Below are 22,013 nucleotides of genomic sequence, written 5' to 3' on the forward strand. Positions count from 1 at the left end.
CCGTGGAAGGCCGCGACTTCGCAGGCCCCCGGCAGGCCCGGTCGGGCTGCTGCCGCGCTTCCACGGGGACCGGCCAACCCAGAGCACTTCCAAGGGAGTTGCCCGCCCCATGACGAAACGAGCGAACGCGAAGCACCACCCCCACGACGACGCCCCCGACACCGCCGACGCCTTCCGTAGACTCGCCGCCCTGCCCCCGGGGCCCCTGCGCGACACACTCCGCGGGGAGATCGTCGAAGCCTGGCTGCCCATGGCCGACCGTCTCGCCGGACGCTTCCGCAGCCGCGGCGAGAGCTTCGAGGACCTGCGCCAGGTCGCCGCCCTCGGTCTGGTCAAGGCCGTCGACCGCTACGACCCCGAGCGTGGAAACGCTTTCGAGAGTTACGCCGTGCCCACCGTCACCGGCGAGATCAAACGGCACTTCCGCGACCACATGTGGACCCTGCACGTGCCGCGTCGGGTCCAGGACCTGCGCAACCGTGTGCGCTTCGCCGCCCAGGACCTGTCCCAGACCATTCCCGGGCGCCGCCCCACCGTCACCGAGATCGCCGAGCACGCGCAGCTGAGCGAGGAGGACGTCCGCACCGGGCTGGAGGCGCTGGAGAGCTTCAGCACGCTGTCGCTGGACGCGGAGCTGCCCGGTAGCGAGGACGGGTACTCGCTGAGCGACGCGCTGGGCGCCCCGGACCCGGCGCTGGACACGGTGGTCGACCGGGAGGCCGTCCGGCCGCGGCTCGCCGCGCTGCCCGAGCGCGAGCGGGCGATCTTGTACATGAGGTTCTTCGCGGACATGACGCAGAGCCGGATCGCCGAGCAGCTGGGGATCTCGCAGATGCACGTGTCCCGGCTGATCAACCGGTGTTGTGACCGGTTGCGGGAACAGGTTCTGAACGACGCGGCGTAACAGCAGCCTCCTGGAACACCGGGCCCCGTGGACATCCAGGCGCTCCCGGACATCCAGGCGCTCCCGGACATCCAGGCGCTCCCGGACATCCAGGTGACTCCGGAGACGCAGGTGCTCCCGGACATCCCGGTGTCCCCGCAGATCCAGGTGCTCCCGGACATCCCGGTGTCCCCGGAGATCCAGGTGCTCCCGGACATCCAGGCGCCTTCCGGAGAACCGAGGGCGCCGAGGTCACCCGGTTGGGGGTCCTCGTCCCGCCAATGGCGTCCGGCCGCGCGCGTCCCGGGTTTCCTCGGGCTGTGATGGCTGTGGGGCAGGAACGCCCCGCCCCGCAGCCGTCGGCCAAAGGAGCTGCTTCATGGGTCGCACCGCCCACTTCCTGTCCGCCCTCGCCGTGGCCGGTGCCGTCCTGGTCGCCGTCGGTCCGGCCGCCTCCGCGGACCCGGCGGCGGAGGTCAGCCCGGGCGGTGTCGCGCCGGGCGGCAGCGTCACCGTGTCGGTCACGTGCGGTCCCCTCACCGCCGCCGCGCCCGAGAGCCTCGACGCCACCTCGCAGGCCTTCGCCGACGGCACCGTCAAGCTGAGCAAGGTCCCCGGCAACGACGACGCCCAGGCCGGGACCGCCTACCGGGGCACCGCCCGGATCGCCCCCGCCGCCGACCTCGAGGTGAGCCCGGTGGCGGCCGGACCGGACGCCGCCTGGACCGTCGACGGCACCTGCCCTGCCGCGCCCGGCGCACAGGGGGAGCCGTGGAGCGCGACCCTGGACGTCGAGCGCGGCGAGACCCCTGAGACGCAGCCGTGCACCTCGGCGCCGGGCGCGTCCTGCGCCACGAGCCAACCGTGCCCGCTGTCCCAGGGCACCTCGCCCAGCCGCACCGACGCCTGCCGCACCGCGCAGCCGTGCGCACGGCCCGAGCCCGAGCCCCGCGCCACGGGGTCCCACGAGACCGGCTGCGCCCCCGCCACCGTCGAGCACGGCGTCCAGGCCGGTGCCGGCGGCGCCTTCACCGACTCCGTCCCCGCGCTCGCCGCCGGCGGCCTGCTGATCGCCTGCGCGCTCGGCGCCGCCGTGCACCGGCTGTGCCGCCGACACCCCGCGGGGGACGACGCCTGACCCCGCAGGAGAACCGGCCCGGCCCCGCTGTGACCGGCGCGACGCGCGGGAGCGGCCATGGACACAGGGCTCAGTGGGTACTCAGAGCACGGGGGCACGATCAGCCTCGTACGACCGCCCGGCCACGCACGAGCGCCGGGCCCGAACGAGACGTCCCGCACCCCAAGCACCATCCGGCCCACGACGACGTCCGGCGGCCGGGAACGGCACCGGGCACCAGGGACGCCACCTGGGACGGCGCCAGGGACGCCACCTGGGACGGCGCCAGGGACGGCGCCAGGGACGGACTGCGCGGAGGACCACATGCGGCGGACGGAACCGGAGGACCACGGGCCCGTCCGCTACGGCCCACCGCTCCCCCCGGACGGGCTGCCGGTGCTGCCCGAACTCGCCTCGGTGCTCGCCGAGGCCGCCGGCCGCGCCTACGGTGAGCCGGTCGGCGGCGGCCCCGCCCTCCTCGACGCCGCCCGCGGCTACTGGGCCCGGCACGGCACCCCCGCCGGGGCGGGGCGGGTCACGGCCGGACCCGGCGCCCCCGCCCTGCTGGTCGCGCTGACCGCCGCCCTCGGCGGCGACGTCCTGGTGCCCCGGCCCTGCGCGGCCTGGTGGGCGCCGTACGCGCGCCTGTTGGGCAGACCCGTCTTCCACGTGGCCACGCCCGCCGAGTGCGGGGGAGTTCCGGACCCGTACGCCCTGCTGGAGACCGTGCGCCGGGTGCGCGCCGAGGGCGGGGACCCGCGGCTGCTGGTGCTGTCCGTCGCCGACGACCCCACCGCCACCGTCGCGCCGCCCGAGGTGCTGCACGAGGCGGTGGAGGCCGCCGCGGGCGAGGGCCTGCACCTGGTCAGCGACGAGACCTGGCGCGACACGCTGCACGCCCCGCACGACACCGTGCCGGTCAGCCCCGCCGAGATGCTGCCCGAGCGGGTCACCGTCGTCAGCGACCTGGCCGGCGCCCTGCTGCCCATCGGCTGGCCGGCGGCCGTCGCCCGGTTCCCCGCCTCGGCCACCGGCGACGACCTGCACGCGCGTGTGCTCGACGTCCTCACCGCCCTCGACGCGCGCGTGGCCGCACCGGTCGCTGCCGCGGCCGCGTACGCCCTGGCCGAGCCGGAGCCGGTCACCGCGCGCGTGGCCGCCGCTGTGCGTCTGCACGCGCGCGTGGCGGACGCCGCGCACACCGCCGTCGTCGCCGCGGGCGCCCTGGCCCGGCCGCCGAGGGCCGGCCGTCACCTGTACGTCGATCTCGACCGGTTGCGTGGCGCGCTCGCCGCGCACGACGTGGGCGACGCACAGGAACTGGAGGACTTCCTCTCCGCCCGGCTCGGCATGCCCGCACCGGGCGGTCACCGCTTCGGCGACGACCTCGGGGCGCTGCGCGTGCGGCTGTCCACGGGCATGCTGCTGGACGGTACGGACGCGCAGCGCACGGCATGCCTCACCTCACCCACACCGTTGGAACTGCCACACGTGCAACGCGCGTTGACGCATCTGAGGTCGGTCTTCGACGATCTCCGTGACGAAGCTCAGCGATGGGAGCCTCCTCGATGACGCAGCAGTCCGAGTCGACCACCACCGACACGGTGACCACCAAGGACGCCGACGCCCCGGCCCCCCTGTCCCCGCTCGCGCCCCCCGCCCCGCCGCTCGCCGCGCCCCGTCCGCCGGGGGAGCGGCGGGTGTGGCCGCGGAGCTTCCACGACCGGCTGACCTCGCCGCTGCCCGGCCTCAAGGCCCTCGCCCGGTTCGCCCGCGAGGGCTCCGTGCGGCCCGGCAGGGAGGGCCTCGCCGACATCCCCCGGCTGCCCTTCGAGCCCGCCCCGGTGCCCCGCGTGGACGCCCGCACGATCGCCGTCACCTGGGCGGGACACGCCAGTTGGGTGGTGAGCGTCGGCGGCCTCACCGTTCTGACCGACCCGGTCTGGTCCCGCCGCATCATCGGCACGCCGGCCCGCATCACCCCCGTGGGCGTCCCATGGGACGCGCTGCCGCCCGTCGACGCCGTCGTCATCAGCCACAACCACTACGACCACCTGGACGCCCCCACGCTGCGCCGGCTCCCGCGCGACACACCGGTGTTCGTGCCGGCCGGTCTCGGCCGCTGGTTCCGGCGCCGCCGGTTCACCCACGTCACCGAGCTGGACTGGTGGGAGGCGGCCGAACTGTCCGGTGTCCGCTTCGACTTCGTCCCCGCCCACCACTGGTCCAAGCGCAGCCTCACCGACACCTGCCGCTCCCTGTGGGGCGGCTGGGTGCTCACCGCCCCCGACGGCCGGCGTCTCTACTTCGCCGGCGACACGGGCTACGGCCACTGGTTCTCCCGCATCGGCCGGCGCCACCCCGGCATCGACCTCGCCCTGCTGCCGATCGGCGCCTACGACCCCCGCTGGTGGCTCAGCGACGTCCACTGCGACCCCGAGGAGGCGGTCCGCGCCACCCTCGACCTCGGTGCGCGGCGCATGGCCCCGATGCACTGGGGCACGTTCGTGCTCTCCGCCGAGCCCGTCCTGGAACCCCTCACGCGCGTGCGTGCCGCCTGGGAGAAGACGGGCCTGGACCGCGCCGACCTGTGGGACCTGCCGGTGGGAGGCTCCCGGGTGCTGGAGCAGCCGAGGGGGGTGGCGGACCGGTGAGGCCGGGGAGGGGCGAGGGCGTCGGTCAGGTGAGGGTGTCGGACCTGTGAGGGTTTCGGACTAGGCGGCCCGGGTTCCCCTGACCCGGCGCCACACGCTCGGGGCCGCGCTGAGCACCACGGTCAGCGCGACCGCGGCGACCACGCCCTCCCAGGGCTCGGGGAACAGCGAGCCGCCGAGGATCCCGATCAGCTGATAGGTCACCGCCCAGGCCAGACACGCCGGGAGGTTGCCCCGTACGAAGCGTCGCAGCGGCCACTTCGCCATCAGACAGGCCAGCATCACCGGGATGCGGCCCGCCGGCACCAGCCGGGACAGCACCAGCACCGCCGTGCCGTGGTCGGCGAGCTTCTCCTGCGCCTGCGCCAGCCGCTCCTCCGGCGCCCGCGAGCGGATCGCCTCCAGCCAGCGCGAGCCGTTCTTCGACCGCATCCCGCGCCGCCCCAGCCAGTACAGCGCCGCGTCCCCGCAGAACGCCGCCAGCGACGCCGTCACGAACACCAGCGCCAGTGCGAACGGCGCCGTCTGATGGAAGGCGACCACCGCCGCCGAACTCACCAGCGCCCCCGTCGGTACCACCGGCACCAGTGCCCCGATCAGCACCAGCAGGAACAACGACGGATAGCCGAGGGCCTGTTGCGTGGACTCCGTCGGAGCGGACGTCACAGCCGCTGCGGCGAGCCACCAGGTCACCGTGCGACCTCCACGCGCACGCTCTCCCCGTGCCCGAGCCGGTGCACGACCACCCCCGGCGCACGCTCCGCCGCGAGTCGCACGAACTCCTCGCCGGGCGCATGGAATTCATGGGGGCGCACGGCGTCCATGCCGATCGGCCAGTACGTGCCGTAGTGCACCGGCACCGCGCTGCGCGGCGCCAGCCGGGCCAGCGCCTCGGCCGCGCGCCCCGCGTCCAGGTGCCCCTCGCCGAGATACGGCCCCCAGCCGCCCACCGGCAGCAACGCCACGTCGACCGGCCCGACCTCCTTGGCCATGTCCTCGAACAGGCCGGTGTCCCCGGCGAAGTACGTCCGTGCCTCGCCCTCCACGACGTACCCGAGCGCGGGGGAGTGGTGCCGGCCCACCGGCAGCCGCCGCCCGTCGTGGCGCGCGGGCACGGCCCGTATCCGCAGGGTGCCGACGACCGTCTCGTCGCCCGGCTCCATCTCGCTCAGCCGCAGATGCCGCAGGCGGCGCAGCCCGGGGACGGCGCGCGGCGCGCCCCGGGGCACCAGCAGGCGCGTGCCCGGCGCGAGGCGCGCCAGCGAGGGCAGATGCAGGTGGTCGGCGTGGAGGTGGGAGACGAGCGCCACGTCCGCGTGCCAGGCGCCGGGCGGGGGCAGCGCGCCCCGGCGGCGGCGCAGGTGCGCGAGGCGGCGGGCGAACAGGGGATCGGTGAGCACACGTACGTCCGAATCCTCGACCGTGCAGGTGGCGTGACCCCACCACGTGATCTCCACCGGCACCTCTTTGCCTCCTTCGCGCGCCTCCCCCGAAGCCTACGGGCAGGAGTAGGGTCGGCGGCGAAACCCGGAGGTGAGGGGGACGCCATGGGACCGGTGAGGGGCATGCGGGTCACGGCGATCGCGAGTCTGACGCCGCTCGAGGAACTGGACGCCGATCCCTTCCTGGTGGACTCCCGCAGCCAGCACGCGATGTGCGCGCGGTGGGCCGCGGAGCGCGGGTACGTCGTCAGCCGGGAACTGCTGGTGCGCGGGCTGCGCGCCGACCACTGCGTGCTGTGGGACGGGGTCCGGCCCGGCGTCGACCTGTTCGTCGCGCCCAGCCACCGGGTGCTGGAGAGCGCGCTGTCGTCCGTGGAGGAGTTCTCCGAGGAGTGCGCGCGGCGCGGGGTGCGCGTGGTGACGGTCGGCAGCGCCGAGCCCGCCTACGACGCGCAGATGAAGGCCCGAGTGCACCGCAGGCTGTCGATGCCGACGGCCGGCTACGACGGGCGATAGGCGAGCGGTCGGCCGAGGTCGACAGTCGACTGGCGATTGCCGGCAGGCGACAGGTGGCAGCCGACAGCCGACAGCCGACAGCCGACGGGCGAAAATGGGCGATGGGCGACGGCCGACATGCGATTGCCGACAGTCGACAGGCGATGGACGGCAGTCGGCAGGCGATGGACGGCAGTCGGCAGTCGGCAGGCGACGGGCGGTGTTCGCGGGATGACTGTCACCGCGATGTGACAGGGTGGAAGGCGGCTCCCACGGGCGTCGGGGCCGGAACGCGAGGTGTACGGGGCGTGCGTGGGGTGCGGTGGCGGCGGACCGTCAGCCAGGCCGGGCGGAGCGTCACGGTGTGGGTGGTCTCCACGCTCACGATGCTGGTGCTCGCGGGAATCCTGCCGGACTTCCGGCTGCAGTCCCCCGACGGCGACAGCGCCACCACCATCGCCGTGACCGCCGCCGTCGGCGCTGGCGTCTTCGGTGTGCTGTCGGCCCTGGTCTGGCCGCTGCTCGTGCGCCTGCTCCTGCTCGTACCGGCCCTGGTCCTGGGCCTGCTGGTGTTCTTCCTCAACGGCTCGCTGCTGCTGCTCGCCCTGCGGCTGAACCCCTCCGGGCAGAGCGAGGCGGCCCCGGAGACCGCCGTCATCGTCGCCGCCGTGATGTCCGCCGTCGCCTCGGCGACGGGCGGCGCCCTGGCCGTGCGCGACGACGACGCCTACCGCCGCCGCCTCTACCGTCTCGCCGACCGCCGCCGAAGAGGCGGCCCCCTCTGCCCCGCCACACCCGGCACCGTCTTCCTCCAGTTCGACGGCGTCGGCCACGACGTGCTGGTCGCGGCCGTGGGGAAGGGGCTGATGCCGACCGTCGCCCGCTGGCTCGGCGACGACGCCCGCGACGGCGGGTCCGGGCGCGGCCGGCGTCCCTCCCACCGCCTCACCCCCTGGCGCACCGACTGGTCCAGCCAGACCGGTGCCAGCCAGCTCGGCATCCTGCACGGCAGCAACCACGACGTGCCCGCGTTCCGCTGGTACGAGAAGGACAGCGGTGAGGTGATGGTCTGCAACCGTCCCACCAGCGCCGCCGAACTCCAGCGCCGCGCCGTCGAACGCACCGGTGACGGCGGGCTGCTGGCCGCCGACGGTGCCAGCCGCGGCAACCTCTTCAGCGGCGGCGCCGACGAACAGGCCCTCGTGCTGTCCATCGCCGCCCGCCGGCGCAGCCGGGAGACCCGCTCCCGGGCCGGCTACTTCGCCTACTTCTCCGACCCGGCCAACGCCGTGCGCACCGCCCTGTCGTTCGTCGCGGAGGTCGTCCGCGAGATCATCCAGTCCACCCGCGCCCGGCTGAGGGGGGAGCGGCCGTGGGTCGGACGCGGCGGCCTCTACCCGTTCGTCCGCGCTTTCGCGACCGTCGTCGAACGCGACGTCGTCGTGGCCGCCGTGATGGGCGACATGCTCGCCGGACGCACCGCCGTCTACGCCGATCTGGTGGCGTACGACGAGGTCGCGCACCACTCCGGGCCGCTCGGCCGGGACACCGAGCAGGTCCTCGGCCGCCTCGACCGGGCGCTCGCGCTGATCGAGAAGGTCGCCGAGCACGCCCCCCGCCCGTACCGGATCGTCGTCCTGTCCGACCACGGCCAGAGCCCCGGCGAAACGTTCCGCGCCCGCTACGGCCTCACCCTCGGCGACCTGGTGCGGGCCGGCTGCGGGCTGCCCGTGCCGCGCAAGGCGGAGCGCACGCACAGCGGCGCCGAGGCCCGCGCGGCTGTCCGCGCGGCGCTGCGTCGGCCCGTGGAGGAGGGCGGCGACCGTCACCGGCCGTCCGGCCGCCGCCCGGAGCCGATCGTGCTGGCCTCGGGGAACCTGGGCCTGATCTCCTTCCCGGACGTGGCGCACCGGATGAGCAAGGAGGAGATCGACGCCCGCCACCCCGCCCTGCTGACCACCCTCGCCAACCACCCCGGCATCGGCTTCCTCCTGGTGCGCAGCGAGAAGTACGGCGGGGTCGTGCTCGGCGCGTACGGCGCGGAGATCCCCCTCGACCGACTCGACGAGGACCCCGGCCCGCTCGCGGCCTTCGGGCCCGGTGCGGCCGATGCGGTGCGCCGCACCCACTCCTTCCCGCACACCGCCGACATCATGGTCAACTCCTTCCACGACCCGGCCGACGGCGAGGTCCTCGCCTTCGAGGAGCAGATCGGCTCCCACGGTGGCCTCGGCGGCGCCCAGGCCGGACCGTTCCTGCTGTCCCCGCTGGCCCTGTCCGCGCCCGTCGAGGACGAAGCGGAACTGACCGGCGCGGAGCACGTCCACCGCGTCCTGCGCCGCTGGCTGCGCGAGTCGAACGGCCCCCAGGTGCCCCTGGAGACGGCCCCGGAGGAGCACGCCGCCTGAGCGGAGCCTTCGGCTGCGCCACAGGAAAACCAGGTGACGGCCGCAACCATCGATTGAGAACCTCGACGGCGAGTAACCGCGTCCGCGAGAGCGGCGCCGGTTTGGACACATAGAAGGGGAGCCTCGGCCTTGCAGGCTGCCGTGACCGTCACGCCCTCCCGTATCCCCGAACTCCTGCTCGGTCTCGCCGTGGTGCGGCCGGTGTTCCTCTGGGGCGCCCCGGGCATCGGAAAATCCTCCCTGGTCAGGGAGTTCGCCGAGTCGCTCGGGCTGGAGTGCGTGAGTCTGCTCGGTACGCAGCTCGCGCCCGAGGACCTCATCGGCGTCCCCCAGATCCGGGACGGGCGGTCGGTGTTCTGCCCGCCGGAGGCCATCGCCCGTGACGAGCCGTACTGCCTGTTCCTGGACGAGCTGAACGCGGCCACGCCCGATGTGCAGAAGGCGTTCTACTCCCTCATCCTGGACCGCCGGATCGGCAACTACGAGCTGCCGAAGGGCTCGATCGTCATCGGCGCCGGGAACCGGGCCACGGACAACGCGCTCGCCCGGCCCATCGCCTCCGCGCTCGTCAACCGGCTCACCCACGTCCACCTGGAGGCGTCCGCCCGGGACTGGCTGCGGTGGGCCGCCGGCAACGGCATCCACCCGTGGGTCCTCGACCACCTCACCGACCGGCCCGACCACCTGTGGTCCAAGCCGCCGAAAACCGAGGAACCGTTTTCCACGCCCCGTTCCTGGCACATGCTCTCCGACGCCCTGCACTCCTTCGGACGCGATCTCGACGAGGACACCCTCAAGGTCCTCGCGCACGGCACTCTGACGCCCGCGCACGCCATCGCCTTCTGCGGCTACGTCAAGATCGTCCGCAGCCGGTACGGCATCGAGGCCATCCTCAAGGGCGAGGCCTCCTGGCCGCACCGCGTCGAGGACCGCGACCTGCTCTACTACCTCGCCGACTCGTTCCGCGGCCGGCTGGTCAAGGAACTCCCCGCCGTCAAGGAGCGCATGTCGGCGAACGGCCGCCAGACCGCCTACCGCGCCAAGTCACTGCTCGTGCAGCTCGCCGAGATCTCCGTCGAGGTCGCCCAGACCGTCATCGCCTCCGACGTCGACGGCAACCCCGTGCTGCCCGCCTGGTTCCTGGTCGAGGCGGCCCGCGACATGCCCCGCCTGGTGGAGGCGCGACGGTGAACCGCGACGCCCGTGACCGAAAGAAGCGGGACCTCGCGGCGGAGTCGTTCGAGTTCGGCCTGGCACAGTTGCGCACCAATCCGGCGCTGGCCGCCCTGAAGTTCGACACCTGCCGCCGTGAGGAGTGCGGCATGGCTCCCCGCGACGGCCTCGTCCGCGCCGACTCCAACGGCACGCTGCATGCCCACCCCACCAGGATCGTCGACTCCGCCCGCTGGGCCTGGTCCCTTGCGCACGCCGCCCTCCACCTCGGCTTCGGACACCTCCCGGCGTCCAAGGACCAGCGCGCCCAGCCCGACCGGTACGAGCTCGCCGCGCACTGCACCGTCGTCAACCGCTTTCTGCTGACTTTCCGCGTCGGCACCGCCCCGGACGACCTTCCGCCGGCCTACCCCGGCGGCGACGAGGAACAGCTCGCCGCCCGCTGGCGGCGCACCGGACTCCCGGCCGAGTACGAGCACTGCGGCACCGCGGGGAGGGCGGCCGACCAGGTGTTCGTGCCGTGGACCTGGTACGGCCGCCAGATGCCGGACTGGCCGCTGGCGTTCGCCACCGCCCTGACCCGGACCGTGTCCGCCGCGATGGACATGGCGGGCGGCCGCCGCGACTCCCTGGACGGCGAGGCGCCCGTGCGGCGCCCGTGGGAGCGCGCGCTGAGCTGGTTCGTCTCGTCCTACCCGCTGCTCGGGGGCCTCGCGGCCGGCATCGAGCTCGTCGCCGACGCCGAACTCGCCCGCGCGCACGGCATCTCCATCGCCGCCGTGAACGCGGAGGCGGGCGAGATCTACGTCAACCCGCTGCGGACGTTCGACGACGAGGAGTGGCGGTTCGTCCTCGCCCACGAGATGCTGCACGCCGCCCTGCGTCACGGCGACCGCTGCGGCACCCGCGACCCCTACCTCTTCAACGTCGCCTGCGACTACGTCATCAACGGCTGGCTGCGCGAGATGCAGGTCGGCACCATGCCCGAAGGGCTGCTGTACGACGCGGAGTTGGCGGGCCTGTCCGCCGAGGAGGTCTACGACCGCATCGCCGTGGACCTGCGCCGGATGCGGCGCCTGGCCACCCTGCGCGGCAAGGGCCTCGGCGACATGCTCGGTGCCCCGCTCGGCCCGCCGCGCGACTACGTCGACCTCGACGGCTTCTACCGCCGCGGCCTCGCCCAGGGCTTCGACCTGCACCAGCGGCAGGAACGCGGCTTCCTGCCCGGCGGGTTGGTGGAGGAGATCCGCGCACTCAGCCATCCTCCGCTGCCCTGGGACGCCCAACTCGCCCGCTGGTTCGACGAGTTCGTGCCGCGCCCGCAACCGCTGCGGTCGTACGCCCGTCCCGCGCGCCGCCAGGCCTCCACCCCCGACATCCCGCGCGCCGGCCGCTGGTTCCCTCCCGAGGAGATCGCCCGCTGCACCTTCGGCGTCGTCCTGGACACCTCCGGCTCCATGGACCGCACCCTCCTCGGCAAGGCACTCGGCGCGATCGCCTCGTACGCCGAGGCCCGCGACGTCCCGGCCGCCCGGGTCGTGTTCTGCGACGCGGCCCCGCACGACGCGGGCTACCTGCCGGTCACCGAGATCGCCGGCCGGGTCCGGGTGCACGGGCGCGGCGGTACGGTCCTGCAGCCCGGCATCGACCTGCTGCAGCGCGCCGACGACTTCCCGCCCGGCGCGCCGCTCCTCGTCATCACCGACGGCTGGTGCGACACCCTGCGGGTGCGGCGCGAGCACGCCTACCTGATCCCGCAGGGCCGTCACCTGCCGTTCACCGCGCGGGGGCCGGTGTTCCGGGTGCGGTGAGGCGGAGTGTGATCGGATGGGGGGCAGGGGACCCGGAAACGGGTCCGCACGCCAGCTCCATGCGAAAGGAAGAAACGTGGCCACCACGCGCTCCGCACACACCGTCTGGGAAGGCAACCTGATCGAGGGCAACGGTGTCGTGTCCTTCGACTCCTCCGGCGCCATCGCCCAGCAGCCCGTGACGTGGGCTGCCCGTACCCAGGAGGCGAACGGAAAGACCAGCCCCGAGGAGCTGATCGCGGCTGCCCACTCCAGCTGCTTCTCCATGGCCTTCTCGCACGCCCTCGCCGGCGCCGGCACCCCGCCCACCAAGCTCATCACCTCGGCCGACGTCACCTTCCAGCCGGGTGAGGGCATCACCGGCATCCACCTGACCGTGGAGGGCACCGTGCCCGGCCTCGACGAGGACGGCTTCGTCGCCGCCGCCGAGCAGGCCAAGGTCAACTGCCCCGTCAGCCAGGCCCTCAAGGCCGTACCGATCACCCTGTCGGCCAAGCTCGCCTGAGCGGCCGCGTCGCGGTCCGGGGTGCGGAGCCGGTACGAGGCCCCGCACCCTTGGCGGTTGCGCGCACCCGGGCTCCGGGTATAACCGTCTGCGCCCGAGGCGACGTGAGGACGAGGAGGACGACGGTGCCGGGAACCGCCGACCAGGAGTCGGTGCTCGACTCCGCCCTACGCGAACACACCCGTGCCCTGGTGCTGTTCGGGCTGGCGGGCCGGGTCGCCCCGCCGGGCCCGGGCGCGTCGGGCCACCGGCTCGTCGACGCCTTCGCCTTCGGCCGCTTCACCAAGCACCTGCACTCCGGCGACCCGCTGCTGCCGGTGGCGGTGATGACCTACAGCCCGGCCCCCGGGGAGCTGCGGCTGCCGGAGCGGGCCCGCGGGCTCGCCCTGAGCGGGGCGCGCGTCCTGCTCGTCACCACCCCGCGCGGCGACGCCACCCTGCTGCTGGACTGCGACTTCGCCGACGAGACCCCGGCCGTCGCGGTCGCCTCCTGGCTGGCGGGCACCTGCTTCGACCGGGACGCCATCCACCTGGGCGCCCGGCCGCTGCTCGACGCGCTGACCGAGCGGCTCGGGCTGTCCGAGCCGCTCGCGTTCGGCCAGAACATCCACCAACTCGTCTTTCCCGGCGGCCGGCTGCGCGAGGAACTGCTCGACGCCGGGAACACGGACGAGACTCTGCTCGCCGCACCGCTGGGCGAGATGATCTACCGCGGCAGGCTCCCCGGCCCCGCCGCCGCCCGCGTCCCGCATCTGCACCACCACGGCGTGACCGTCTCCGCGCTCGGCCGCGGCGTCTCCGTGCAGACGGGCTGGGCCCCGCACGTGGAGAACGGCCTGGCCGTGGTCGCCCTCTGCATGGTCTCCGCGCTGTCCGTCCTCCAGCGCACCCGGCTGGCCGCCTTCGACGTGATGCGCGCCAACGAACAGGCCCCGACGGACTCCCCGGCCGAGATCCGCACCCTCATCTCCCGGCTCTCGGCCGGGGTGAACGAACTCCAGCTCGACCTGGCCTTCGGCGTCGAGGCGTACGTGGACAGTCTGCTGATCCCGGAGATGGTCACGGAGCGCTTCCAGTCCTCCCTCCGCGACACGCTCGGCGTGCGCGACAGCCTCGACAACTCCGCGCGCATGGTCGAGCGCCTCACCTCCGTGATCAACGCCCGCTCCGCGGCCCTCGACGCGGCCCTCGCCGAGCGCGCCGAACGCCGCGACCGCACCGTCTCCGGCCTGGTCGCGGCGGCTACGCTGATCGCCCTGCCCCCGACCCTGCTGCTGGCGTTCTTCGGTGTCAACGGCACCGACGTGGACGACCACCACTCCATCTTCGACCTGCGGGAGTACGGGACGGCCTACCTGGTGGCCTGGCTGCCCTTCGTCGCCCTGGTGCTGATCGGCTGGCTCCTGCTGCGGCGCGCCGCCCGTCGTTCCCGTACGCTCCTCACCGGCCCCGGTGACGCCCGGGCGCCCGCCCCCGCCGTCGTCCCCGCACCCCGCCCGCCGTCCGGGAGCTGAGCACCGTGCCACCGCGCCCCGCCGTCTCCGCCCACCGCGGCGGCTCCGAGCGCTTCGGCGCCGCCACCCGGGAGGCGTACGAGGACGCGCTCGCCTCGGGTGCGGAGTACGTCGAGTTCGACATCCGGCGGACCGCCGACGGCGTCTTCGTCGTCCACCACGACGCCCGGGCGGGCCGCGGCGGGCCGCCGCTCGCCCGGATCACGTACGCGGAGCTGTGCGGACGCGCCGGACACGCCGTTCCCCTCGTCGAGGACGTGATGGCACTGGTCGCCGGGAAACTCGTCGGCCACCTGGATCTGAAGGAAACCGGTTACGAGCGTGAGCTCGTCGACCGGGCGGTCGCCCTGCTCGGCCGGGACGGGTTCGTCGCGACCTCCCTGGAGGACGTTTCCGTCGCCGCGATCACCCGGGCCTTCCCGGGAGTGCGTACGGCCCTGTCGCTGGGGCGCGACCGCAAGGAGGTGGGGGCGGCACGGCTGGCGGGCACCCGGGCGAGCGAGCTGTTCCCGATGCGGCGGCTGCGGGCCTGCGGGGCGCACGGGGTGGCCGTGCACCAGCGGCTCGCCCGCGCCACCGTCCTGCGCCGGGCGGCCCGGCATCGGCTGTTCACCATGGTGTGGACGGTCAACGACGACCCCGGGCTGCGGACGTTCCTGGCCGACACCCGGGTGGACGTACTGGTCACGGACAGGCCGCGGCGGGCGGTGGAGCTGCGCGGGCAGCCGCATCGGACGCTGCCGGCGGGGCACCTGTCCCATTGACAGCCGCAGCTTCAGGTTCTGTCCTGGAGGTACGGGTGGCTTCCTGCTCCCCGGGCGAGAGGCCCTGGGCGGAAGGGGACAGCGATGGGACGTCCGGTCGGAATCGATCTCGGGACCACGAACTCGGTGGTGGCCGTGCTGGAGGGCGGCGAGCCCACTGTCATCGCCAACGCGGAGGGCGCGCGGACCACGCCGTCGGTGGTGGCCTTCGCCAAGAACGGCGAGGTGCTCGTCGGCGAGGTCGCCAAGCGGCAGGCGGTGACCAACGTGGACCGCACCGCCCGCTCGGTCAAGCGGTACATGGGCGACGCGCACTGGCGTTTCCCCGCGGAGGACACCGACAGCGTCGACGGCACCCGCTACCGCGCCCAGGAGCTCTCCGCGCGCGTCCTGCAGAAGCTGAAGCGGGACGCCGAGTCCTACCTGGGCGAGGACGTCACCGACGCGGTGATCACCGTGCCCGCCTACTTCGACGACGCCCAGCGGCAGGCCACCAAGGAGGCCGGGGAGATCGCGGGCCTGAAGGTGCTGCGGATCATCAACGAGCCGACCGCCGCCGCCCTCGCCTACGGCCTCGACCGCGGCGAGGAGCAGACCGTCCTCGTGTTCGACCTCGGTGGCGGCACCTTCGACGTGTCGCTCCTGGAGATCGGCGACGGCGTGATCGAGGTCAAGGCCACCAACGGCGACACCCATCTGGGCGGCGACGACTGGGACCAGCGGGTCGTCGAGTACCTCGTGAAGAAGTTCAAGGGGCAGAACGGCATCGACCTCGGCAACGACAGGATGGCGCTGCAACGGCTGCGCGAGGGCGCCGAGAAGGCCAAGATCGAGCTGTCGTCCTCCTCCGAGACGACCGTCAACCTCCCCTATGTCACGGCCTCCGCCGAAGGCCCGCTGCATCTCGACGAGAAACTGACGCGCGCTCAGTTCCAGGAGCTCACGGCCGACTTGCTCGACCGGTGCAAGAAACCCTTCCACCAGGCGGTCAAGGACGCGGGCGTGAAGCTGTCCGCGATCGACCACGTCATCCTCGTCGGCGGTTCGACCCGGATGCCCGCGGTGACCGAGCTGGTACGGGAGTTGACCGGCAAGGACCCGCACAAGGGCGTGAACCCCGACGAGGTCGTGGCGGTCGGCGCCGCCCTCCAGGCCGGTGTGATCCGCGGCGACGTCAAGGACGTCCTGCTTCTCGACGTCACTCCGCTGTCCCTCGGGATCGAGACCAAGGGCGGCATCATGACCAAGCTCATCGAGCGCAACACCACGATTCCCACCCGCCGTTCGGAGATCTTCACCACGGCCGCCGACAACCAGCCCTCGGTCGGCATCCAGGTCTACCAGGGCGAACGGGAGATCGCCGCGTACAACAAGAAGCTCGGCGTCTTCGACCTCACGGGTCTGCCGCCGGCCCCGCGCGGCGTCCCGCAGATCGAGGTGGCCTTCGACATCGACGCCAACGGGATCATGCACGTCTCCGCGAAGGACCTGGCCACCGGCCGCGAGCAGAAGATGACCGTGACCGGCGGCTCGGCGCTCCCCAAGGACGACATCGACCGCATGATGCGCGACGCCGAGCAGTACGCGGAGGAGGACCGCAACCGCCGGGAGGCGGCCGAGACCCGCAACCAGGCCGAGCAACTCGTCTACCAGACCGAGAAGTTCGTCCGGGACAACGAGGAACGGATACCGGCCGAGACGAAGGGGGAGGTTCAGTCGGCGGTCGCGGACCTCAAGGCCCTGCTGGAGCGTGACGCCGACACGGCCGCCCTCCGCGAGGGCGTGGACAAGCTCTCCTCGGTCAGCCAGAGGATGGGCCAGGCCATGTACGCCCAGGCCCAGCAGCAGCCGACCGCGGGGGCGGCCGGAGAGACCGCCGGGGAGCACACCTCACCGCACACCTCGGCGCAGGACTCTCAGGACGACGAGCAGGTCGTCGACGCGGAGATCGTCGACGACGACCGGGACGCCAGGGGCGGAGCGGCCTAGAGACCGGCGGAGGCACCCCCAGCACGGCATCGGGCCCCGGCTCGGACGAGGCCGGTCAGGCTCCTGGTCGCCGACTGGGCCCACTCCTGCGCCCCCACCGCCGTTCCGGCCGCGAGGCCGGTCGCGACCGGGGCGAGGGCTCCCTCGAGCATGGTCACGGCGCGGCGGAGCCGTCCCGGCTCGGGGGACTGCGGGCCGGTGATCTGCGTGAGGACTTCCTGGGCCGCCGTCCCGGCGTCCTCGCGCTCCCGGTCGCCGGTGAGACGGGCCCAGGCGTCGCTGACACGCACGCCGTGGATCCGGCTGCCGTCGATCCGACTGCCCGGGACCGTGACCCGGGCGCCCTCGATCACCGCGATCGCGTTGTCGGCGGCGCCGGCGAACCGGCACCGTTCGACGTGCCCGGAGGAACCGGCGAAGACGGCCCGTCCGAACCGGAACCGACTGGCCGTCAGTAGCACGGACGTGCGTGGCCGCGCGTGCACACAGACCCCGTTGTGGGCCCGGACCTCCGCGCGGTCGAGGGCGAGGGTTCCCGCGCGGCAGTCGACGACACCGGCGTCGGCGTCACGGCCGACCAGGCCGAGGCCGCGGACCACGACCGCCCGAAGGTGTCGAGCACGGTGCCCCGGGACCGGCTCACCACCACGGAACCGGGCTCACCGAGCGCGACCGGCTCGATCTCGCCCTGGAGAGTCAGCGGCAGCGGTTCCTCGTAGTGGCCGGGCGCGATCTCGACCCGCGCGGCCCGGCCCCGCCCGGCCGCGGCGCGCAGCGCGGACCCGATGCCGGGGTGGGCGCCACGACCCCTCTGAGGTGAAGGACGTACTTCTTGGCCATGACCGCTTCCCCCGCGGCACCCGCCCGTGAAGCATCGTTGACTCCCGGTAACCGATGCTACCGGGGCGGGTCGGCCGCGTCGGATGTGCGGCGAGTGGCCGCGACGCCTGGGGCTCAGCCCTTGCGGGCGACCCCCGCGTACACCGGCACGATGCCCTCCGCCTGGGCCGCCACGTCCTGTGGTTCCGGCCGCCAGCCGGAGACGGGGATCACGCCCGGACCGAGCAGCTCCAGGTCCTCGAAGAAGCGGGAGAACCCGGCGAGCGAGCGGGGGTGGAAGGGGGTGCCGCTGCGCCGGAAGTGTTCGGCGGCCTTCCCGATGGCCTCGGGGCTCAGGTCCGGGGTGACCTGGGAGAGGATCAGCCAACTGCCGGGGGCGAGTGCGGCCACGTACTTCTTCAGCAGGCCGTACACGTCGTCCCCGGCGGGGTCCTCGCCCAGGTAGTGCGTGAGCGCCACCAGTGACAGCGTGAGGGGCCGCGTGAAGTCCAGGGTGTCGGCGGCCCGTCGTAGCAGCGTGTCGGGGTCGCGGACGTCGGCGTGCACGTACTGGGTGGAGCCCTCGGTGGTGCCGCGCAGCAGTGCCTCCGCGTGCCGCAGCACGATCGGGTCGTTGTCCGCGTACACCACCTTGGACTCCGGGGCCACGCCCTGAGCCACCTGGTGCAGGTTGGGCTCGGTGGGGATGCCGGTGCCGATGTCCAGGAACTGGCGGATCCCGGCCTCGGCCGCCGCCCGGACGGCCCGCTGCATGAACCGGCGGTTGGCCCGCGCCCCGCGCACCACCGTCCCGTCCACGGCGAGGATCCTGCGGGCCAGCTCCTCGTCCACCGGGTAGTTGTCCTTGCCGCCCAGCCACCAGTCGTACACCCGGGCCGGGTGCGGCCGGCTGGTGTCGATGCGGGCGGCGGCCTGCTCTGCCTCGGATCCGGTCATGCGGGTCTGCTCCTGGAAGGGGGGGTGGAAGCGGGGACGGGCCGTGCTCAGCAGCTCGCGCGGGCGTCCCGCAGGATCTTCTTGGTGTGCTGCGCGGACGCGGCGTGCGTCGTCATGTGGTCGAGGACCTCCAGATGCGCGGAGACCTCCTTGCGGTCGTCGAGGTACAGCGCGCCGGTCAGATACTCGGTGACGACCATGTCGGGCAGTTCGGGTTCGGCGAAGCGGAACAGCGAGAACGGCGCGGACGTCCCCGGATGCGGACCGGCCGCGAACTCGGAGACCTGCAGGGTGATCCGGTCGCGTTCGGCGAACTCCATGAGCCTGTCGAGCTGTTCGGCCATCACGGCCGCGTCCACGCTCACCGGGCGGCGCAGCACCGTCTCGTCCATGACCACCCACAGATGGGGCGGGTCGGTGCCCTCCAGCAGCCGTTGGCGGGCCATGCGCAGCGACACGTGCCGCTCGATCGTGGCCGGGGTCGTGCGTCCGACCGTCCCGGCCTCCAGCACGGCGCGTGCGTAGTCCTCGGTCTGCAGCAGCCCGGGCACGAAGTGCGGCTCGTAGGAGCGGATCAGCCGGGCCGCGCCCTCCAGGCTCACATACAGGCTGAACCACTCGGGCAGCACGTCGTGGAACCGCTGCCACCAGCCGGGCCGGTTCGCCTCCTCGGTGAGCGAGACGAACGCCTCGGCCTCGTCCTCGGGGACGCCGTACGTCTCCAGCAGCACCTGCACATAGGGGACCTTCAGCGCGACGTCGGCCGTCTCCATGCGCCGTACGGTCGCGGGAGCCACGCGCAGGGCGCGGGCCGCCTCCTCGCGGCCGAGGCCGGCCGCCTCGCGCAACTCCTGCAGCCGTCTGCCCAGTACCACCTGACCCACCGTGGGTGCGGGCCGTCGCTCACTCACGCCACGTCTCCCCTACGTGTCGAGGCACGCGGGCCAGTGTGCCACGTTCCGGCCCCGGTCTCACCGGAACGGATCGAACGTTCATCTGAGTCTGCCATCCGACGGTTCACCCGATGTCCTGTCAGTTCATCAGTGAGTGAAGGTATTTGACCGTGGCGGGGTCGGCCGGGAGGAACGTCTCGACGGCCGGCTCGGCGACGGTCACGTCCATGGAGGTGTTGAAGGTGGAGACGGACGAGACGAAGGACAGGATCCGCCCCTCGTGCTCGATCCGCATCGGCAGCGCGAAGTACGGGACGGGCTCCGCCGGTTCGTACGCCGGCGCGGACTCCGCGACCGGGTACGCGGCGACCTCCTCGTACAGCTCCCGCAGCGGCGCCGAGCGGTGCAGGGCGATCTGGCGTTCCATCTGCGCGAGCAGGTGGCCGCGCCACTCGCGCAGGTTGCGGATGCGCGGCGCCAGGCCCTGCGGGTGGAGGGTGAGGCGCATCGCGTTGAGCGGGGCCGTGAGCAGCGACGCCGGGACGCCGTCCAGCAGCATCGCGATGCCCCGGTTGGCCACCACCACGTCGTACCGTGCGTCCGTCACCGGCGCCGGATACGGCTCGTAGTCCTGAATCAGCCGGTCCAGGCCCGCGCGCAGCGCGTCCAGCGCCGGGTCGTCCAGCGGGGTCTGCGGGTAGTGCGGGGCGTAACCGGCCGCCAGGAGCGGCGCGTTGCGCTCCCGTACGGGCACGTCGAGGTGCTCGGCGAGCCGCAGCAGCATCTCCTGGCTGGGCCGGGAACGGCCCGTCTCGACGAAACTGATGTGCCGGGCCGAGGAGTCGGCGCGCAGCGCCAGCTGACTCATCCGCCGCCGCTCCCGCCACGCCCGTAGCAGTGGTCCCACTCCCTGGCCGGCGGGGGCGACGGACGGGGCGTTCCTACCGGTCGCGACAATGGCCATACGTACGAACGTAGTTGAGGAGCGAGCGGATGAACGACTGGCGGAAGTCTTCCCTGGAGTCGGCGGCGGTGTACCGCGCCCGGGTACGGGGCTGCCTCCTCGGCGGGGCGCTCGGCGACGCCCTCGGCTACTCCATCGAGTTCTCCTCCCTCGACCGCATCCGCGCGGCCCACGGCCCGAGGGGCCTGACCCGGCTCGTGCCCGACGACGAGGGCGTGGTCGGCCGCGTCAGCGACGACACCCAGATGACCCTGTTCACCGTCGAGGGCCTGCGTACGGCGGCCAGGAGGGCCCGGCTCAAGGGGATCACCGGCGCGGAGACGGCCCTGGTGCGCCAGGCCTACGGGCGCTGGCTCGAGACCCAGCAGCGGCCGGGACCGGCCGACGGGGTGCGGGGCGGCCTTCTCGCCGAACCCTGGCTGTACGCCCGCCGCGCCCCCGGCAACGCCTGCCTGTCCGGGCTCGCCCAGGAGTACGTCCCCGACCCGTGGGCCGAGCTGAGCGGCGCGCCCGGCCCGGTCAACCCCGGTTCCAAGGGCTGTGGGACCGTGATGCGTTCGGCGCCCTTCGGCCTCGCCCACCCCTCCGCCCGCCACGCCTTCGCCATGGCCGCCCGCTGCGCCCAGACCACCCACGGTCACCCCACCGGCTACTACGCGGCCGGAGCGCTCGCCGTGATCGTCGCCCACCTGCTGCGGGGGGAGTCCGTGGAGGCCGCGACCCTGCGCACCCTGCGCCTGCTCGCCCGCCACCCCGGCCACGAGGAGACCTCGGCCGCCCTGAACCAGGCCCTCGACCTGGCCGCCGAGGGCGAGCCGGGCCCCGAGACGGTGGAGCGGCTGGGCGCAGGCTGGGTCGCCGAGGAGGCCCTCGCCATCGGGGTCTACGCGGCGCTGGCCACGCGCCGGGTTGAGGACGCCCTGCTCCTGTCCGTGAACCACTCCGGCGACAGCGACTCCACGGGCTCGATCTGCGGCAACATCCTGGGCGCCCGGCACGGCGACGTCGGGCTGCCGCACGAGTGGCTGGAGCAGGTGGAGGGCCGGGCCGTGATCGCCGCGCTGGCGGACGACCTGGCCGCCGAAGTCGTCCGTGACTGACCAGGGGGAACCCTTCTGACCAGGGTCGCCACGCCCGTCCTGTGGCACGCTGGACAGGTACGCGCCATCCAGGAAGGGAGCCGGGTCATGGCCGGACCGCTGTCGCAGAAGGAGATCGAGGAGCATCTGTCCGAGCTGCCCGGCTGGTCCTCGGACGGCGGCCGCCTCAGCCGCACCTACCGCCTCGGCTCCCACTTCGCCGCGACCTCCCTGGTCATCCACGTGGCGCAGATCCAGGATGAACTCAACCACCACTCCGAGCTCACCCTCGGCTACAACACGGTCTCCCTCGCCGTGAACACCCACAGCGCGGGCGACGCCGTCACCGACCTCGACGTCGAACTCGCCCGCCGGGTGGAGGCTGTGGCGCCGGCCCACGGCGCCCACTGACCCGCCGCATCGGACGAGGACCGGTGCAGGTGCAGGTGCAGGTGCAGGCGCAGATGCGGGTCGGGTACCGGTACGGGTACGGGTACGGGTACGGGCAGGGGTACGGACACGGCGGCGACGGAACAGGGAGCGCGC

Annotated in this window: 21 protein-coding genes; 15 read left to right on the plus strand and 6 right to left on the minus strand. The window is 73.5% G+C overall.

Annotation, left to right across the window (positions count from 1 at the left end; translation table 11 throughout):
- Positions 1–109 precede the first annotated feature (109 nt).
- The 5 genes from OG289_RS40935 to OG289_RS40955 all read left to right on the plus strand — a co-directional run bounded on the left by OG289_RS40935 (position 110) and on the right by OG289_RS40955 (position 4,654).
- Positions 110–904 carry an RNA polymerase sigma factor SigF gene (locus tag OG289_RS40935; protein WP_327319054.1) on the plus strand — a complete coding sequence of 265 codons (795 nt, stop codon included), beginning with the start codon at positions 110–112 and terminating at the stop codon, positions 902–904.
- 27 nt (positions 905–931) lie between these two features.
- Complete coding sequence (locus OG289_RS40940) at positions 932–1,207, plus strand: hypothetical protein (RefSeq protein WP_327319055.1); 276 nt, start codon at positions 932–934, stop codon at positions 1,205–1,207.
- Positions 1,208–1,262: 55 nt separating this feature from the next.
- Positions 1,263–2,021: a hypothetical protein gene (locus tag OG289_RS40945; RefSeq protein WP_327319056.1), complete on the plus strand. Its 759-nt coding sequence runs from the start codon at positions 1,263–1,265 to the stop codon at positions 2,019–2,021.
- 303 nt (positions 2,022–2,324) lie between these two features.
- Positions 2,325–3,572: an aminotransferase class I/II-fold pyridoxal phosphate-dependent enzyme gene (locus OG289_RS40950; protein WP_327319057.1), complete on the plus strand. Its 1,248-nt coding sequence runs from the start codon at positions 2,325–2,327 to the stop codon at positions 3,570–3,572.
- Positions 3,569–4,654, plus strand: a complete 1,086-nt coding sequence (locus OG289_RS40955) for an MBL fold metallo-hydrolase (RefSeq protein ID WP_327319058.1) — start codon at positions 3,569–3,571, stop codon at positions 4,652–4,654. Before OG289_RS40950 ends, OG289_RS40955 begins: the two co-directional genes overlap by 4 nt.
- Positions 4,655–4,714: 60 nt before the next feature.
- On the opposite strand, the gene OG289_RS40960 is transcribed toward OG289_RS40955, so the two are convergent.
- Together OG289_RS40960 and OG289_RS40965 are read right to left on the minus strand one after the other, a co-directional pair.
- Positions 4,715–5,347: a DedA family protein gene (locus OG289_RS40960; RefSeq protein WP_327319059.1), complete on the minus strand. Its 633-nt coding sequence runs from the start codon at positions 5,345–5,347 to the stop codon at positions 4,715–4,717.
- Positions 5,344–6,117 carry an MBL fold metallo-hydrolase gene (locus OG289_RS40965; RefSeq protein ID WP_327319060.1) on the minus strand — a complete coding sequence of 258 codons (774 nt, stop codon included), beginning with the start codon at positions 6,115–6,117 and terminating at the stop codon, positions 5,344–5,346. The genes OG289_RS40960 and OG289_RS40965 overlap by 4 nt, the downstream gene beginning before the upstream one ends.
- 84 nt (positions 6,118–6,201) lie before the next feature.
- Between OG289_RS40965 and OG289_RS40970 the strand changes: the two genes are divergently transcribed.
- From OG289_RS40970 to dnaK, 8 genes are all read left to right on the plus strand, one after another.
- Positions 6,202–6,612: a hypothetical protein gene (locus OG289_RS40970; RefSeq protein WP_327319061.1), complete on the plus strand. Its 411-nt coding sequence runs from the start codon at positions 6,202–6,204 to the stop codon at positions 6,610–6,612.
- A gap of 287 nt (positions 6,613–6,899) precedes the next feature.
- The gene (locus tag OG289_RS40975; RefSeq protein WP_327319062.1) at positions 6,900–8,999 is read left to right on the plus strand and encodes a phage holin family protein; all 2,100 of its coding nucleotides are present in this window, start codon (positions 6,900–6,902) and stop codon (positions 8,997–8,999) included.
- Between the two features lie 129 nt (positions 9,000–9,128).
- Positions 9,129–10,190: an ATP-binding protein gene (locus OG289_RS40980; RefSeq protein WP_327319063.1), complete on the plus strand. Its 1,062-nt coding sequence runs from the start codon at positions 9,129–9,131 to the stop codon at positions 10,188–10,190.
- A complete protein-coding gene (locus OG289_RS40985) occupies positions 10,187–11,983 on the plus strand; it encodes a vWA domain-containing protein (RefSeq protein ID WP_327319064.1) in 1,797 nt (598 codons plus the stop codon). Before OG289_RS40980 ends, OG289_RS40985 begins: the two co-directional genes overlap by 4 nt.
- A 76-nt stretch (positions 11,984–12,059) precedes the next feature.
- Positions 12,060–12,488 (plus strand): OsmC family protein, encoded by a 429-nt coding sequence (locus OG289_RS40990; RefSeq protein ID WP_327319065.1) that lies wholly within the window; start codon positions 12,060–12,062, stop codon positions 12,486–12,488.
- Between the two features lie 125 nt (positions 12,489–12,613).
- Complete coding sequence (locus OG289_RS40995; protein WP_327319066.1) at positions 12,614–14,002, plus strand: hypothetical protein; 1,389 nt, start codon at positions 12,614–12,616, stop codon at positions 14,000–14,002.
- A gap of 5 nt (positions 14,003–14,007) precedes the next feature.
- Complete coding sequence (locus tag OG289_RS41000; protein WP_327319067.1) at positions 14,008–14,766, plus strand: glycerophosphodiester phosphodiesterase family protein; 759 nt, start codon at positions 14,008–14,010, stop codon at positions 14,764–14,766.
- An 84-nt stretch (positions 14,767–14,850) separates the two neighbouring features.
- Entirely contained in the window at positions 14,851–16,755 is a 1,905-nt protein-coding gene (dnaK, locus tag OG289_RS41005) for a molecular chaperone DnaK (protein ID WP_327319068.1), read from the plus strand.
- Here the strand turns inward: dnaK and OG289_RS41010 are convergent.
- From OG289_RS41010 to OG289_RS41025, 4 genes are all read right to left on the minus strand, one after another.
- Positions 16,752–17,354, minus strand: coding sequence for a hypothetical protein (locus tag OG289_RS41010; protein ID WP_327319069.1), 603 nt, complete (start codon positions 17,352–17,354; stop codon positions 16,752–16,754). The genes dnaK and OG289_RS41010 overlap by 4 nt on opposite strands.
- A gap of 355 nt (positions 17,355–17,709) precedes the next feature.
- Positions 17,710–18,531: an SAM-dependent methyltransferase gene (locus OG289_RS41015; protein WP_327319070.1), complete on the minus strand. Its 822-nt coding sequence runs from the start codon at positions 18,529–18,531 to the stop codon at positions 17,710–17,712.
- 47 nt (positions 18,532–18,578) lie between these two features.
- Positions 18,579–19,442, minus strand: coding sequence for a helix-turn-helix domain-containing protein (locus OG289_RS41020; protein ID WP_327319071.1), 864 nt, complete (start codon positions 19,440–19,442; stop codon positions 18,579–18,581).
- Positions 19,443–19,563: 121 nt separating this feature from the next.
- Entirely contained in the window at positions 19,564–20,388 is an 825-nt protein-coding gene (locus OG289_RS41025; RefSeq protein WP_327319072.1) for a helix-turn-helix domain-containing protein, read from the minus strand.
- Positions 20,389–20,417: 29 nt separating this feature from the next.
- On the opposite strand from OG289_RS41025, the gene OG289_RS41030 reads away from it, so the two are divergent.
- Both OG289_RS41030 and OG289_RS41035 read left to right on the plus strand, forming a co-directional pair.
- A complete protein-coding gene (locus OG289_RS41030) occupies positions 20,418–21,488 on the plus strand; it encodes an ADP-ribosylglycohydrolase family protein (RefSeq protein ID WP_327319073.1) in 1,071 nt (356 codons plus the stop codon).
- A gap of 87 nt (positions 21,489–21,575) precedes the next feature.
- The gene (locus OG289_RS41035) at positions 21,576–21,878 is read left to right on the plus strand and encodes a 4a-hydroxytetrahydrobiopterin dehydratase (protein ID WP_327319074.1); all 303 of its coding nucleotides are present in this window, start codon (positions 21,576–21,578) and stop codon (positions 21,876–21,878) included.
- The last annotated feature ends 135 nt before the right edge of the window (positions 21,879–22,013 follow it).

The sequence above is a fragment of the Streptomyces sp. NBC_01235 genome (genome assembly GCF_035989285.1).
Taxonomy (GTDB): Bacteria; Actinomycetota; Actinomycetes; order Streptomycetales; family Streptomycetaceae; genus Streptomyces.